Raw genomic sequence first — 13,507 nt, 5'->3', positions numbered from 1 at the left:
TCTTAGAAAGAATCGTAATCTTTTTGATTCGCTTTTCTTACTTTTTCTTTATCTGGATTTTCCATTTCAGCAAATTCAGCAATATAATCAAAGCAATCGCCGATTGTCATGGTTTCTAAATCCCAATACGTTAATTTTGCTTTATAACAAAGAGCAAGGAACAAATCAGTGGTTAATTCTTCATCACTGAATGTCCCTTGCTTTTCATCATTTCCTGTTATTTTTTTTTTGCTCCCATAGTGACTTGAACTAATTCCATGATTTCTGGCATGATTTCTTCAATTGGGAATTCTTCAAATTCATCCAACCACGTCATAGGATCAGAAATATTTGAATCAGCCGTTTTAGCGAATAACCAAGTCAAGTCATAAATAAGTTCAAAGTCCACTTTACTTATATCAACATTAGACATATCAATAGGTTGTTCTGATCCATCTGGCGTAGTTAACGCATTAATTGCTCCTAACCCCATCATATCTGCAAATAAATTACGTCTGAATTGTGCTTTATATCGTTTAACTGTTGCCGCTGTGCTTTTTAATCGAACTTGTTTTCCATCTATAGTAATTGTCTTTTCCATTTATAATTACGCTCCTTTTGGTGCTGCCGGTGTTTTTACATATACTTTTTTGTACCAGTCGTTATAAATTGCTTGTGTTGTTTTAGCAGTCGTTTTCGTTTTAACCATTGGTCTTCCACCAGGCGCTAAAACAATTGGACTAGAAACAAACTTCAGTTCATTTGTATTTGGTTCAGCAGAACTTGTTTTTGTTTTAGATGCAATCGTTGGACGACTTGCTGAACAGTTATACATAACATGACGGGTTGCGTTCACATCACCATCAAACTCAAATAATAAGGCGAATGGTTTTCCTTTTGCATCAGCTAATTCATTTAATACGCCATCTGTTTCGTCTAATTCCTCACCAAGTGCATCAATAGCAAATTGCTCTGGAATAGTAGCAATATTTAATGCTCCATCGTAACCTTGGTTATTACTTGCCGCGTAATAAAGCATGTCATCTGCATAGAATTCAATTAAATCACCGCGTGGCTCAAAAGTTAGTTCAACTCCACCGGGTAATGGAATTGGTGTCCCGAATTTAACTAAAAAATCCTTAGTATCTAATGGCACATAATGTACATTTTTCAAACCGAATGTTACCTTATTTTCGTTCATTTACATCAACCTCGTTTCATAAAATTTTTGATATATTTTTTCTGTTTCAATAATCCCTTCGAATGGCGAATCATATGGTATTTCATGATCGTCCAGGACTTGTTCAAGCTTGGCTTCTGCAACTGAATCTTTTCTATTTGTATAAAGCTCTATATTTAAATCATTTATCTTGTGATAGACCTTATTATCAGCCATGAGATTGGCTGAACCGTCCACAAGAAAGCAAATATAAGGTGGTGCTGGAACAGGATTAGTTGGTGTTGCTGTGAAATGCGAATAAGCCACAGGATAACCTGTAGCTTCAAGAATTTTTGTTAGTTCTCCTAATGTCATTGTTGAACCGCCCTTTCGATACGTTTTGGCAATTCATCAATTACATACTCTTCAACTGGACGAATATGAACTTGTGCTGGAACTCGACCACCACCGACTTTCGCATGTCCCTTTTCTAAAAGATGCGTTAATTGTCCTTGCGTATTATGAAGGACAACACCATTACCTTCTTTTTTCTTACGCCATCCTTTACGATAAGCACCTGTTTTTTTAGGACTATTTTGCTTTAATTTACCTACAGCAATATCGCCCACTTCATCAATTTCATTTTCTAAGTTTTCTTCCACAACATTTGCATACCTTTGTAATTCTCTAGCAATCTCACTAGTAAAATCATTCATATTAAGTATGCTCCTTTGCGATAATGGTCAATGTTTGATACATTTCATCATCATTCATTGGCGGTTCGATTATATCGAAGGTTCTATGTCCTGTTTTATCCTTCAAAATAATTCTCATTAATTCTGTAATTCCCGCTGTGTAAGGAATTACAAACCGATAAATTCGCGTGGACTGTGAAGCCGAAGCTTCAATGTACTCTGAACCTTTTATCGTTTTTATCATCGCCCATACTGTTTTAACTTCTTGCCAATTACCAGTTTCAATTTCTTGATTTAATTCATCTTTTATTACTTCAGGCTGCTCAAAAATAATTCGATTTCTAAAATCACCTGTATTCAGTGGCTTTTTATACTGAAAAGGACGCATTTTATTCACCGCCCAACTTAATTTCTTCTAAAGCCTTTTCAATGCTTAAACTATTAATCTGACTTAAAAAATTCTTGTCAAAATACTCTAGAGCATCGTTATAAACATAACGAGAGCGTTCAAAGACTAATTCCTTGAACACCTCGTCTTTATTAAGGTCGTAATTACCACAAACCCTAATTAAATCTTTATTAGATGCAAATAAGATGCGTCTTAGGTTGTCGTCTTCATCATCGCCTAATCGCATCCTATCTTTGAATTGCTGTAATATTTCATTTGAAATTACTGTTTCCATTCACATCATTCCTTATTTAGTTGCTGGTGGTGTTTCCTCAAGGCTTAATGTGTAAACTTGTGAAGTATATTTGTCCTTCGGCTTACCCGTAGCATATTGTTTTGCAATATAAAGTGTTGCATCTTCTAAAGCTAATGTTTCTTCATACTTTTTAATTGGTTCAGCTCCACCCATCGCTGCAATATACTCTCCTTTAATAAAAAACAGCACCTTACCTTGAGGTACAAACACTGATTCTGTAGGAGTTGGATTGAACGGTAAGCTTGTCACATACACTCCAGCTGCATTTTGAATTGTTGCATTTGCTTGGATATCAAAAGTATCAAACGGATTTGTTACCATAACTACTTTCCCAGCAATATTTTTTGGTCTGTCTGCATCAGTTTTAGCATCAGGATTTAGCTTTTTAGCCAGTAATTTAACAACTCCTTTTAATTCATTGATTGTTTTTCGACCTGGTTCAAATGTTAAAGTCCCTGCTGTTTTTTTATCTGGATATACTCCTCCAACAACACTCCCACTTGGATCTTTTAACAATCCGATAGGTTCATCTTTACCTGTACCAATTACAAATCCACGTTCTAAACCTACAGACATAGCTTCTGAAATCATTGTACGAACATAGCGTTCCACCCACACTGGACCAAGTTTAAGCATGTCATTCGCCAATGGGATAAATGCCGTTAATTTAAGTTGAGAGATAGACTCTTTTCGGAATGTAGCATTTAGTTGCCCTTTAATATCACCGAATAATGGTCCCCATACAGCTGCACCTTCTGGATCTCCATAGATAAATTCTGTCACAGCACCTAAGTTTTCTAATCCGATATGTTCTAACAACGGATGACCTTGAACTAAATCATCAAAAATCCGTTCTTGTGTTGTCTTAGGTAATGTTTCAGTATCTTTAAATCCACCATCTTGAACAACTGCATTAAAGAATTTCATTTCCTCACTTGTTAATACATTAGAACCACGAGACTGCATAATAGAACGGTCTACAATAGATTCATTGACTTGATTCAAGATATCTGAGCGGACATCTGTAGCAAGTGCCTCAATCATGGAGTTCAATGCTGCCGATTGTTCTTCCGCTGTACCATCCTGTGTTGCTTTCGCAAATGCTATTTTCTTATCTTCAAAATTATTAAATTTAATCACCATGTTTTATTTTCCTCCTAGATTTAAAAAGAGCGTACTCAGATTCTGTTTTGTATTAACAGGCTCTTGAATAGGCTCTTTTGGATTTTGATTATTTGGTTGTTTCGTATACTTTGCTATTAAATCTTCTTTGAAATTTTCTACAATTTCCTCTTCTTCATCTTCTTGCGTATCATCAATTTCAATTTCATCAGCAATTTCATCAGCTAAACCAAGAGCAACTGCTTCCTCTGCTGTTAGCCAAGTTTCATCTTTTAAAAGCTGTTTTAATTCTTCGTCTGTTCCAACAAAACGTTTTTTATAAGATGCCGCTAAAGCTGAATCAATCTTTCGTAAATCTCGTGCTGTTTTTTCAAAAAAATCTGCATTTCCATATTCAAAGGTACTGGCTTGATGAATCATCATCATGGTATTGCTAGGCATAATGATTTTATCACCTGCCATAGCAATTACAGATGCGGCACTAGCTGCCCAACCATCAATATGAACTATAATTTCTGCATTGTGCTGCTTTAACTGATTACAAATTGCTACACCATCGAACGCGGAACCTCCACCCGAATTAATATGAACGTGAATTTTTTCTGCTTTAACATCTTGAATTTTTCTTCTTACTGCTTCAGCATTATTTTCACTAAACCATCCACCAATTGATCCATAAACAGTTAATTTATACTCATTTTCTCTTTTAGCTTCAAAACGAATATCTCGTTTTAAATTTAAAAGCTTATTCATATTCACATGTTCCATCATTTCTCACCTCCTTCAGATTCATCTAATCTTGTATAGTTTTTCGTAATGTGATGAACATTTAAGTTCGGATCATCCGAATCTTCATAATCTACTTCTGATCTAATCTCATTTCCTGTAAATGCACTTGAAGAAATGAGTTTATCAATACTTGTTGCAAGATCAAATATACTTTGGTAAGAAACAGCCTTAACTTCAATCTTTTGTCCTGAAAGATATTCATTCATTTCAAAGAATTTAACATTTGCTTCATCAGATAGCTTTTTTAATAATGGCCTTACTGTGAAAAGCATGTAATTTTTCGTTTGCTTCTCTACATCAGCCATTTCCCCATATAATAAAGCTGTTGGAATACCGATAGCCATTGCTACTTGATTTAAAAAGCCACTGGTTACTTTGTTGATTTCTTCCACACTTGGTCCATTCGCAACACCATTATATATTTCGTTATAATTAATACCCTTTTGTTGCGGAACAATAGCTATATCTTTTGAACCAATTGACTTATACATGTTGTCTATAAACTCTTGTAACTTCGCTATTTGTTCTTCTGTTTTGGCACTAATCATATCCATATCAACTGTGCCACGAACTTGATTTTTACGCTTCTGTGAGTTTAATATCCTACCAAATAAATCTCCGTAATCCGCAAATAACCCATCGATAAGTGGAGATAATTTATCGTTCCGATACTTTAAGTGAATTACTTCGCTTTGTTTAAAATTTCTCTTAAACGTGTAATCTTTTACTATTACATCGGTAAAAGTATCTTCAAACACAGCATACTCATTATGTCGAAATCCATCGGCAATAAGTAAATCACCATCATCAGCTTGTATGACTAAACATTCATTATCATAAATAAGTTTACGAATAAATCTTTCCCAGAAAGTGCTTGCTGTCATGTTTTTGTTCGGTCTAACGTTTAATCGATAATATAGCTCATTCTTTTCAAATACTTTACCGTTTCTTACTCTGAATTCAGATTGACTAATCGTTCTTCCTAGAAAAGATACGCATGTATCAAGTGCTAATCGTTTCATATGAAGCCTGTTTGCTGTATCGGCAATCAAATCCAGATCTAGCATAAATTCTAGCTCTTTATTTCTTTTAAATACTGAACCTAACCATCCAATGGTTACCACCCCCTTTATTAAAATTTAATATCGCTTAATATGAAATCTGCTACTTCTCGTATTTCATCTGCTCGATAAAGAGCATGAACAAAACTTTGGAATCCATCAGTTTTTCTTCGCACCGGTTCTTTCTTTTCATATATTTTATTTCCGTCACCTTTGATAACAACCAATACGTTTTGCGTGTACCAACGCATAAGAGGGTTATCGCCGAAAATAATCTGCTCATTTGCAAATGCCATTTCAATCCGTGGTGCTAATAAACTATGAATTGCTTTAGGATTTCTTATAACTTCTATTTCGAATCCTTCCGCAACTAATAAAGGTCTGATTGCTTCCATCCGGAAGTTATCAGCTATAATTTTCTTAATACCATATTGTTCACGCATTTTTACAAACCAATTAACGATGTGTTGAGGATTGATGGTCGGCTCGTCCACAACAGTTAGTAAACCGTGCTCTTCCCATTCTTTTATTGGCGCAAACTTCTGTTTTTTGAACTCGCCTGCTTTTTTGGAATATCCATAATAAATATCAACAAATTCTTTTCGTACAAAGGAATGTGTTTTGAAAAGATACTCACCAGATTGTCTAAATAAAAGACCACACGCTGCGAAATCTCGGATACTTGCAAAGTCTAATGAACCAATGCATTCTTGTCCGTGTAAATCTGGAAACGGTCGGTCTGTAGCAAGAATTTCTGACCATTTTGCAACAGAGCGTTCTAAATTAGTAACAGGTAAGTTCATACGCTTTGTCATGAACTCCTCTCTATTACTAGGGTCGTCTTCTAAATCTTCATATTCTTCCTTAATTGTTTCAAGTAACCCTTCAGCATACTCACTTAAAGGCTTAGATAACATGGGATTCGCAAGCTCCCAATTATCAAGATCATCTACTTCAGTTTCGTCATTCAATTTACAAATAAAAGGAAAGACAGCATTCGGACGTGCTTCGCCGTTTAATACCTTCATTGCCTTTTCTTTTTGTTTATCTAAGAAACCGTCACGAACATATCCATCTGTACCAATGTAAAATTCACGTGGGTTTTTCTTTTTCCCTAAACCACTGATATGAACACGGACATCTTTATTGCTTTCGTATTGATGTATTTCATCAAATACAACCGCACCATCACGCAAACCATCTTTTGTATCTCCATTTGAAGTTCTAAACTTCAGTACACTTTCAGTAGCCTTTGAAACTGTTTGAGTTAACGTTGTTTTAAAGGCTCTTTTCAAGACCTCATTCTTCTTCACACATTTATGAACTTCGTCAGGGCTTGTTTTTGCTTGTTCTTCACTATTCGCTACAACTGAAATGTTATACTCTGGAATGCCATGTAATTCACTAATTAAAAAGTGAATTATAACAGAAATCAGGCCGTTTTTACCGCCACCACGTCCTAACATCCATAGGAATTTACGATAAAATACACGTCCATTTTTCTTATAAAATAAAAAGACGAATGCTATTAAGAATTTTTGAAATGGCTGCAATGGAAAATACCACTTCTCGCCGAAGTTGATACAATCCTCAATCATTTCATCATCAAAATACAAATCGTCTCTGTTTAAAACATATTTTTCTAGATATTCAATTAACCGTTCTCTTTCTTTATTGAACTTTACTTTCCCACTTCGATAAAGTTCAATATATTCTTCCACATACTTTTGCTTAATCATGTAAGATCACTTTTGCTATAACCTGCATTAGGGATAGTGTTCTTAACAACAAACTTTATATCTCTCCCTAATGCAATTAAAGAACTGTTAATTTTATTCCTCTCACCTATAAGAGGGTGGGCTTTAACAAAAACTTGAGAACCGTTTTTTACTGTTACGGACTCGCCTTCTTTATTAATAGTTTTATTTATTTTTCTAAATGCTTTGACAAGATCAATATATCTTTCTACCTTCTCAACTTCTACTAAATCTGTAATATCAATACTATTCATGAGCTGTTCTTTTAACCTTACAATACTAACAGCCATCTACCCACCCCCCCTTACGTGCGTAATTTCGAAAAAAACCTGACAGTTAACCCCCTCCTCCGGTGCCCCTTAGAGCATTTTTTGATGAAATATTTTAAGGGGGGGACTGTTTCTGAATCATTTTTACCACTTTTCATCGTGTTCCCATTTGTTGATTTTCTTTTTGAATGTTCTACCGTGTTCTTTATTATGGCAATCCACACAGACTGTTTCGAGATTGTCTATTTCTAATGCAAGTTCTGGATGCTGTTCTAGTTCTTTTATATGATGGACAACCAGTTGAATCTTCTTGCGCTTTGCACTCTCACTGTATTCATTGGTGTCCACACGAACACTACCATTACGCTTACACTCTTGACATTCATAGTTGTCTCGCTTCTTTACTTGTTCGCGTATACCCTTCCATTCACCACTGTCATAGAACTTACGCTTCTGTTGTTTTGTTTTGTATTGCTTCACCGCTCTTCATCTTCTAATATCTTATGAATGAATTTACTTACAACACTTTCACCAGCTTCCTTCATTTGATTTAATGTTGAGTTACTGACTATGTTATCTAATTCATTCTCTATTTGTTTTAAAAAATCATTACCTTTATCAAGTTCTTCCTCACCTAACCCTTGGATGAATGCACTAAGAGCAATCGCCACCTCTAGTTTAGTTAGTTCCATTTACCTTCACTCCTTATCGTTTATTAGATCATCCATCAACTTACTAATTAAGTTCATTACGGCTTCTTTCTTTTCTTCAGGTTTCATTCTCTTATGTAATTTACTTAGAACTTGAACTACTGGTCGTAATGATTCTAATTCCACATAATCTTCAAGCTTATCCTCATCAATAGCATTAAGGATTGTTCCAAGAGCAATTGCTTTCTCAAGTTTAGTTAATTGCATCTACCCTCACTCCTTACTATCAATGAATTCATCCATTACCTTACCAAGCAAACTAATCATCGCTTCTCTCTTTTGCTTTGGCGTTGTATTATCTTCCAACTCATTAAAGATAGGAATTGCACTTTCTAATTTCTGTTTATCGATACGCTCATTTACAAGGTCTTGTCCTAACATTGAAATGAAGGTTCCAATCATAACCGCTTGTTCTTGTTTAGTTAGTTTCATTTGTTCTCACTCCATTGATATTATTTGCTGAAATCTTGATAGCATCAGCTGTGTACTTAACTAAGGATTGTGCTAATAATTCACCATTACAATATAATTCAACTGTGCTGGTTTGACCTGTAAACTTACCCATAACCTGTTCTAACTTCGATAATGCAGCCATACATTCATCAGTAGCCTTTGTTAGTTCTTTTATATTTTTTTGCGCTTCTTTCGTATCGATAATGATTTGAGAAGACAATACGTTCTTATTTTCCATCATTCACACCACCTATGTAATTTTTGCATAATAAAAAGCACTCCATAAGGAATGCTTTGAACTTTGCTATATTTTTTTATAACTCTATTAAAAAATTATTCAAACCTGTTAAACTGTCGTGATTTAAATCCCAATAACCTTTCGCAGCGCCTAAACCTAAACTATTCACGATTTTAGGCATAGCAGCTAAAAAAACTTGAACTTTTGCTTTAGATGGGTTGCGTGGCTTTTCAATCTCGGCAGCTTCTAAGGAGTCAAAAAAGGAATTTACATATTCCATAGCCGGATGATTAGCTTTTGTTTTCAAACACAGATCTTCTAACATAGTTCCTGATTCAGAATCTCCTGGCATTATAAACACTCCAACTTTTATAGGACCTTGTTCAGAAAACGTATTTGGACTAGAAGGCGAACATAAACTATTTTTACTCAATATATTGCACACACTTTGAAATGCAGATTCAAAACTTTTATCAGCATCTCTAACGATTGCAAGTGAATTTACAGTATCCGCAAATCCTGTTCTGTTCATTAAAGCTGGTAATTCATTTTTGAAGTTATCTACTCCACCAATATCAATAATCTGAACATCGTCAAATTTACCTTTTAAAGTTTCATTTTTTTTGAACAAATATTCAAAGAAAATTACCTCATCTCGGCCTTCCACTAATAACAGCTTTGATTTTTTAATTTCTCCTTGGCTATCATTCTGACAATCACTTTGTATAATTCCTGGGATAGTTGGCATTATCGAACCTCCCATCCTCTGCTTATTGCAGAATGCAGCACTTCAAAATTAAATGTTTTTGAAACCAGTTTGTCATCAATTTTAGAGCGTTCTATTCTAAAATACCTAAATTCATCTTGCATCTCTTCTTCTATACCATTAATAGCTGCATTTAAACATTCATAGCTATGTGTTGTAGCAAAAATTTGACAATTATAATCCTTGGCCGCCTTGCTTATAATTCTCCAAATATCGGCTTGTACAGAGTAATGAATGCCGTTTTCTATCTCATCTATAAATACAATACCATTTTCACAAGATACAATAGCAAGTAAAATTGTTAACAGTCTGGATACCCCGTCACCCATATAATTTATTGGTACTTTTGTACCTATACCAATATTAGCATATAGCATCGATACTCCGTTAGGAAGGGCTATGGATGAAATACTCGTTAATCTAGGTTCAATTGTCCGTAAGAATTCAACGATAGCATCCGCTTGTCCCTTAACATCTAATTCGCCAAATCGAATAGCATTTTCACTAGGATGAGCATGGGTTTTAGAGGCTAGGAAAGACGCGTTGATTTGATTTGATCTTCCGTTCTCAACATCCATCCTAAGATTATTGTCCTCTATTACTAAACTCACACGTTGTTGTTTATAAGCACCACCCTTGTAATTTATTTCTAAAGAATGTGCATTCATAGGGTTATCATCAGTTCGGATTTGTCCATCAGTACTTTTCATTGTGACAGATCTTTTTCCTTCCTCTATATACCTAATAACCATTGTTTCACTAATACTTCTTTGGTTGGTTACTTCTATTTCTATTTTTTTTCTGAGATCAAAATTATTGAATATCGGTGAAAAGATTGTTTCTGGTGATAAAGCCATTTCATTTACCCCACGCCATGTGTACTGCCTCAATAACATGCTAGGATTCAACCTGTCATAAAACATAAACAATGCTTCTAGAGTAGTTGTTTTCCCGGCGTTATTCCTACCTCCTAACAGGTTAATCCTTGCCATGTCTTTTAAATTAAAAGCACTTAGCCCTTTGAAGTTTTTTATACTAACTGAATTTATCATTTCTTTCCTCCATCTATGTACTTCCGATGTATTGGAATAATTAATCAAATTATAACACAGGCTAAGTAATATTTTTATTGTTTTTCAATCCACTTTTTTACTTCGTCAAGAACTTTTAATTGTCCATCGTAGAAAAACCAATCATTATAGTCTCCTCTGCTATCTGCAGCATTTTTTCTGTTAACAGCTCGGTTTACTAACTGATTTATTAGTTCCTTTATTTTTATTTCATCCACCAATACGTTCACCATCTTTCTACACGAAATATATTACGTACATGGAAATCGATAAGAAGAATAACTGCTCTTAATAATGTTATATTTTATTCTTTACGTTTTCAGACCAACCACATCCTTATTTTAAGAAACATTTGGCTTTTTATTCAATAACCACAAACATAAAGTATTATCCCAATCTCTAACCCTTTTCGTCTCATTGTTTCCAATGACCAAAAAAACAAGAGCTTCGATACTCTTGTCCTTGTCGAATTATGAGTACAAGTGTTTTCTAGCACTCGCACATCCCCATTATAGCAAAACAGGTAAAAAGATATCAAAAAGTGTAATATGTGTCTATTTCGTCTGAAGTGTAAGGAGAATTTTTCCTATAACACTCCTGGCATAATAGTTCTAAGTTACTAAAGCTAAGTGTAACCTCTGGATTATTAATGCTCCCAGGTGTTATGTACTCTTTATAATAGACTATCTTACCTGTGCTTTGACACCTTTGACACAGACCATGTTTGAGATTGTAATACGACTCCCTACACTTCCTACACTTCCTACACTTACCTCATGATAAGCTCTTCTACTATTCTTTTCTATAATTAACATACGGTACATGAAGTTTTATTCGTATACTATTATTAAACAAAGTAAAAACCGCTACCCAATTGGATAACAGCTTTTGGCAAATAGACAAGTCATGTACACTTCATACTTCTTCAATTTTGATTAAGGTTTTCACGCCTCTTTCAACTGAAAATACATAGTAATGTGCTACTGCCATCAGTTCAAAGAAGAGCAAAAGCTCTCCTACTATTAACAGGCTCATTCAATCAGCACCATCAGAACTGGTTACGTATTTCACTTTCTAAGCGCGCCGTTAATATGGAACTGTTTAGAATTATAAGGTTATCCTCGTAAGTAGCTTTTCTGTCACTATTCACAATACAAATATATCACGATGAATCCAAAACAACCGGCACATTTACGGCCAGAAAACGGTCACGGCTCTGCCACCTTTTTTCTTTTTCCATAACCTCATTGTGGCCATAGATTCCATAAATATCTCTATTTCCTCTGCAAATGTAAACTTCATTCTTAATCACCTTTTCCTATAGTTTTTAAGATTAACAACTAGTTATCCATATCTTATATTGTGTGTAACTGCCCCCTTCGCTGAATCCCTTGGTATCATTGATTTCATTTAACTTTCTCTTTTGGGTTACACAGTACGAAAATTATGAGTAACTGTATAGGGATACCACCAGCATTTTGCAAAATAACCTACGCTATGCGGAAAAATAAAATAAGCTGCCCATGTGGACAGCTTATTTACATAATTATCGAAACCGGAAGTTAAAAAAACGTTTATTTAATATTAAAAGTTTGTTCACTTAATTTATCGCCACCAATGCCTTGTGTAGCAATTAATTTTACAGGTGTTTCTAAATCATCTAATTCATAAGCTATTGCATTTTTAACTGTACCATCTTTTTTAATTGTTTCTAATTGAGAATCGAGAAATTGGTCATCTGGAAGTCCACCAACTTCAAGAGTATTGACTGCATTAGGATTATTGTCTTGTACTGCTTTAAATACTGCCATCCATCCAGTAGTAGGGTTAATTTCTTTATCACTTAAATTAGTTGTTTCATACCAAATCGCAAATACAGGTTTTTTACCATATTCATTTCCTTTTTCACCAACTTGAATAACTTTAGTTTCTGTAATTTTAATTTTTAAGTCATTTAATTTTGCTTCATTATCTTTGAAATAAACTTTATTATTCGTCTCTTTTTTTTCATTTGTATTTTCTGTAGTTGCTTCTTTATTTGCAGAATTAGAACCATTTTTTGTTCCTTCGTCTTGATTGCTACAACCAGCAATTATAGATAGTGTTAGTGCAGAAGTTAATATTAAAGCTTTTTTCATCATTTTACATTTCTCCTTATGTTTTAATTTGATTATTATTAGTATAACTTATTTTACGAATATAGCTTTAATGTTTTCTATATTATTCCACCTTTTTTGTTGTAAGTAATTTCCTGATATTGCACCCAAGAATAGAGTTATCTGCGATTAGTTGAATAAGGAATAATGCATATTGTATTCATGTTCGGTTGACATAACGTCTCATTATCGGGATTCAACGTATTTAGAAGACTATTAAAAGTCCTCCAGATTGTTTAACTGGAGGACTCCAGTGTTCACATAATATAACGTTATTGGAAGTTGATTAATATTAGCTTATTTGTCTTATAAGTTAAATCGAGAACAATTAGATCCCCAAATATTTCAGTTCTTTTTGTATGTTATTTAAGGCAAACCTCTTTCATCTTTTAAAGAAGTTCTTTGGTTCGTTTGAAGATAATCTCCAAAGAATTCGTGTATCCTGAGATTGTTAGAGTAAGGACTTGAACAAATTCCCAACCATCCTCAGCATGTTCGATAATAATACGCTTATAATCTTCTTTGGGTTGCCCTTTCCATCCATCAATTTCGACTTTCACAAATTTGTAATCATACATA

At 34.3% G+C, this 13,507-nt stretch carries 22 protein-coding genes and 1 pseudogene; all 23 read right to left on the bottom strand.

All coding sequences use genetic code 11. The features are described 5' to 3' along the window. Positions 1 to 2 precede the first annotated feature (2 nt). Positions 3 to 164 (bottom strand): hypothetical protein, encoded by a 162-nt coding sequence (locus tag AC1DS7_RS26430; protein ID WP_002066679.1) that lies wholly within the window; start codon positions 162 to 164, stop codon positions 3 to 5. Between the two features lie 53 nt (positions 165 to 217). Next, the gene (locus tag AC1DS7_RS26425) at positions 218 to 580 is read right to left on the bottom strand and encodes a hypothetical protein (protein ID WP_016095495.1); all 363 of its coding nucleotides are present in this window, start codon (positions 578 to 580) and stop codon (positions 218 to 220) included. A 6-nt stretch (positions 581 to 586) separates the two neighbouring features. Further along, a complete protein-coding gene (locus tag AC1DS7_RS26420; protein WP_002088089.1) occupies positions 587 to 1,180 on the bottom strand; it encodes a major tail protein in 594 nt (197 codons plus the stop codon). Next, complete coding sequence (locus AC1DS7_RS26415) at positions 1,181 to 1,513, bottom strand: hypothetical protein (protein WP_002088092.1); 333 nt, start codon at positions 1,511 to 1,513, stop codon at positions 1,181 to 1,183. It lies immediately after the preceding gene. Continuing rightward, positions 1,510 to 1,854, bottom strand: coding sequence for an HK97 gp10 family phage protein (locus tag AC1DS7_RS26410; protein WP_078177844.1), 345 nt, complete (start codon positions 1,852 to 1,854; stop codon positions 1,510 to 1,512). The genes AC1DS7_RS26415 and AC1DS7_RS26410 overlap by 4 nt, the downstream gene beginning before the upstream one ends. Position 1,855: 1 nt before the next feature. After that, on the bottom strand, positions 1,856 to 2,221 hold the full coding sequence (locus AC1DS7_RS26405; protein WP_113936829.1) for a phage head closure protein: 366 nt from the start codon (positions 2,219 to 2,221) through the stop codon (positions 1,856 to 1,858). A 1-nt stretch (position 2,222) separates the two neighbouring features. After that, positions 2,223 to 2,516 carry a hypothetical protein gene (locus AC1DS7_RS26400; RefSeq protein ID WP_061688561.1) on the bottom strand — a complete coding sequence of 98 codons (294 nt, stop codon included), beginning with the start codon at positions 2,514 to 2,516 and terminating at the stop codon, positions 2,223 to 2,225. Between the two features lie 12 nt (positions 2,517 to 2,528). After that, positions 2,529 to 3,680: a phage major capsid protein gene (locus tag AC1DS7_RS26395; protein WP_113936828.1), complete on the bottom strand. Its 1,152-nt coding sequence runs from the start codon at positions 3,678 to 3,680 to the stop codon at positions 2,529 to 2,531. A 3-nt stretch (positions 3,681 to 3,683) separates the two neighbouring features. Then, positions 3,684 to 4,427, bottom strand: a complete 744-nt coding sequence (locus AC1DS7_RS26390) for a head maturation protease, ClpP-related (protein ID WP_113936954.1) — start codon at positions 4,425 to 4,427, stop codon at positions 3,684 to 3,686. After that, positions 4,427 to 5,572 carry a phage portal protein gene (locus AC1DS7_RS26385; RefSeq protein ID WP_098403612.1) on the bottom strand — a complete coding sequence of 382 codons (1,146 nt, stop codon included), beginning with the start codon at positions 5,570 to 5,572 and terminating at the stop codon, positions 4,427 to 4,429. Before AC1DS7_RS26385 ends, AC1DS7_RS26390 begins: the two co-directional genes overlap by 1 nt. A gap of 8 nt (positions 5,573 to 5,580) precedes the next feature. Then, on the bottom strand, positions 5,581 to 7,248 hold the full coding sequence (locus AC1DS7_RS26380) for a terminase large subunit domain-containing protein (protein WP_476999297.1): 1,668 nt from the start codon (positions 7,246 to 7,248) through the stop codon (positions 5,581 to 5,583). Continuing rightward, a complete protein-coding gene (locus AC1DS7_RS26375) occupies positions 7,245 to 7,556 on the bottom strand; it encodes a P27 family phage terminase small subunit (protein WP_002088105.1) in 312 nt (103 codons plus the stop codon). Before AC1DS7_RS26375 ends, AC1DS7_RS26380 begins: the two co-directional genes overlap by 4 nt. Before the next feature lie 123 nt (positions 7,557 to 7,679). Beyond that, positions 7,680 to 8,015: an HNH endonuclease gene (locus tag AC1DS7_RS26370; RefSeq protein WP_476999296.1), complete on the bottom strand. Its 336-nt coding sequence runs from the start codon at positions 8,013 to 8,015 to the stop codon at positions 7,680 to 7,682. Then, positions 8,012 to 8,227, bottom strand: coding sequence for a hypothetical protein (locus AC1DS7_RS26365; RefSeq protein WP_097810769.1), 216 nt, complete (start codon positions 8,225 to 8,227; stop codon positions 8,012 to 8,014). Before AC1DS7_RS26365 ends, AC1DS7_RS26370 begins: the two co-directional genes overlap by 4 nt. A 6-nt stretch (positions 8,228 to 8,233) precedes the next feature. Beyond that, positions 8,234 to 8,452, bottom strand: a complete 219-nt coding sequence (locus AC1DS7_RS26360) for a hypothetical protein (protein WP_097810770.1) — start codon at positions 8,450 to 8,452, stop codon at positions 8,234 to 8,236. 6 nt (positions 8,453 to 8,458) lie between these two features. After that, positions 8,459 to 8,677: a hypothetical protein gene (locus AC1DS7_RS26355; RefSeq protein WP_097810771.1), complete on the bottom strand. Its 219-nt coding sequence runs from the start codon at positions 8,675 to 8,677 to the stop codon at positions 8,459 to 8,461. Beyond that, positions 8,664 to 8,936: a hypothetical protein gene (locus AC1DS7_RS26350; RefSeq protein ID WP_476999295.1), complete on the bottom strand. Its 273-nt coding sequence runs from the start codon at positions 8,934 to 8,936 to the stop codon at positions 8,664 to 8,666. Before AC1DS7_RS26350 ends, AC1DS7_RS26355 begins: the two co-directional genes overlap by 14 nt. A gap of 76 nt (positions 8,937 to 9,012) precedes the next feature. Beyond that, positions 9,013 to 9,684, bottom strand: a complete 672-nt coding sequence (locus AC1DS7_RS26345; RefSeq protein ID WP_476999294.1) for a DUF3226 domain-containing protein — start codon at positions 9,682 to 9,684, stop codon at positions 9,013 to 9,015. Further along, a complete protein-coding gene (locus tag AC1DS7_RS26340; RefSeq protein WP_097810774.1) occupies positions 9,684 to 10,754 on the bottom strand; it encodes an AAA family ATPase in 1,071 nt (356 codons plus the stop codon). Before AC1DS7_RS26340 ends, AC1DS7_RS26345 begins: the two co-directional genes overlap by 1 nt. A 74-nt stretch (positions 10,755 to 10,828) precedes the next feature. Further along, positions 10,829 to 11,005: a hypothetical protein gene (locus tag AC1DS7_RS26335; RefSeq protein ID WP_195911960.1), complete on the bottom strand. Its 177-nt coding sequence runs from the start codon at positions 11,003 to 11,005 to the stop codon at positions 10,829 to 10,831. Positions 11,006 to 11,306: 301 nt separating this feature from the next. Beyond that, positions 11,307 to 11,528 (bottom strand): annotated as a pseudogene (locus tag AC1DS7_RS26330) (HNH endonuclease); the annotation flags it as partial. Between the two features lie 818 nt (positions 11,529 to 12,346). Continuing rightward, positions 12,347 to 12,913 carry a DUF5067 domain-containing protein gene (locus tag AC1DS7_RS26325; protein ID WP_002142883.1) on the bottom strand — a complete coding sequence of 189 codons (567 nt, stop codon included), beginning with the start codon at positions 12,911 to 12,913 and terminating at the stop codon, positions 12,347 to 12,349. Positions 12,914 to 13,317: 404 nt separating this feature from the next. Continuing rightward, positions 13,318 to 13,506 (bottom strand): DUF4177 domain-containing protein, encoded by a 189-nt coding sequence (locus AC1DS7_RS26320; RefSeq protein WP_002142884.1) that lies wholly within the window; start codon positions 13,504 to 13,506, stop codon positions 13,318 to 13,320. Between the last annotated feature and the right edge of the window lies 1 nt (position 13,507).

This window comes from Bacillus sp. P4_E1 (assembly GCF_056401715.1).
This window is presented reverse-complemented; position numbering and strand designations above follow the sequence as displayed.

Bases quoted from the DNA above. Each gene is read 5' to 3' on its own strand.
- AC1DS7_RS26415 (WP_002088092.1), bottom strand. From the start codon at position 1,513: ATGACATTAGGAGAACTAACAAAAATTCTTGAAGCTACAGGTTATCCT.
- AC1DS7_RS26365 (WP_097810769.1), bottom strand. From the start codon at position 8,227: ATGGAACTAACTAAACTAGAGGTGGCGATTGCTCTTAGTGCATTCATC.
- AC1DS7_RS26320 (WP_002142884.1), bottom strand. From the start codon at position 13,506: ATGTATGATTACAAATTTGTGAAAGTCGAAATTGATGGATGGAAAGGG.
- AC1DS7_RS26390 (WP_113936954.1), bottom strand. From the start codon at position 4,427: ATGGAACATGTGAATATGAATAAGCTTTTAAATTTAAAACGAGATATT.
- AC1DS7_RS26395 (WP_113936828.1), bottom strand. From the start codon at position 3,680: ATGGTGATTAAATTTAATAATTTTGAAGATAAGAAAATAGCATTTGCG.
- AC1DS7_RS26375 (WP_002088105.1), bottom strand. From the start codon at position 7,556: ATGGCTGTTAGTATTGTAAGGTTAAAAGAACAGCTCATGAATAGTATT.
- AC1DS7_RS26425 (WP_016095495.1), bottom strand. From the start codon at position 580: ATGGAAAAGACAATTACTATAGATGGAAAACAAGTTCGATTAAAAAGC.
- AC1DS7_RS26400 (WP_061688561.1), bottom strand. From the start codon at position 2,516: ATGGAAACAGTAATTTCAAATGAAATATTACAGCAATTCAAAGATAGG.
- AC1DS7_RS26420 (WP_002088089.1), bottom strand. From the start codon at position 1,180: ATGAACGAAAATAAGGTAACATTCGGTTTGAAAAATGTACATTATGTG.
- AC1DS7_RS26355 (WP_097810771.1), bottom strand. From the start codon at position 8,677: ATGAAACTAACTAAACAAGAACAAGCGGTTATGATTGGAACCTTCATT.
- AC1DS7_RS26345 (WP_476999294.1), bottom strand. From the start codon at position 9,684: ATGCCAACTATCCCAGGAATTATACAAAGTGATTGTCAGAATGATAGC.
- AC1DS7_RS26340 (WP_097810774.1), bottom strand. From the start codon at position 10,754: ATGATAAATTCAGTTAGTATAAAAAACTTCAAAGGGCTAAGTGCTTTT.
- AC1DS7_RS26410 (WP_078177844.1), bottom strand. From the start codon at position 1,854: ATGAATGATTTTACTAGTGAGATTGCTAGAGAATTACAAAGGTATGCA.
- AC1DS7_RS26325 (WP_002142883.1), bottom strand. From the start codon at position 12,913: ATGATGAAAAAAGCTTTAATATTAACTTCTGCACTAACACTATCTATA.
- AC1DS7_RS26380 (WP_476999297.1), bottom strand. From the start codon at position 7,248: ATGATTAAGCAAAAGTATGTGGAAGAATATATTGAACTTTATCGAAGT.
- AC1DS7_RS26335 (WP_195911960.1), bottom strand. From the start codon at position 11,005: ATGGTGAACGTATTGGTGGATGAAATAAAAATAAAGGAACTAATAAAT.
- AC1DS7_RS26360 (WP_097810770.1), bottom strand. From the start codon at position 8,452: ATGCAATTAACTAAACTTGAGAAAGCAATTGCTCTTGGAACAATCCTT.
- AC1DS7_RS26350 (WP_476999295.1), bottom strand. From the start codon at position 8,936: ATGGAAAATAAGAACGTATTGTCTTCTCAAATCATTATCGATACGAAA.
- AC1DS7_RS26405 (WP_113936829.1), bottom strand. From the start codon at position 2,221: ATGCGTCCTTTTCAGTATAAAAAGCCACTGAATACAGGTGATTTTAGA.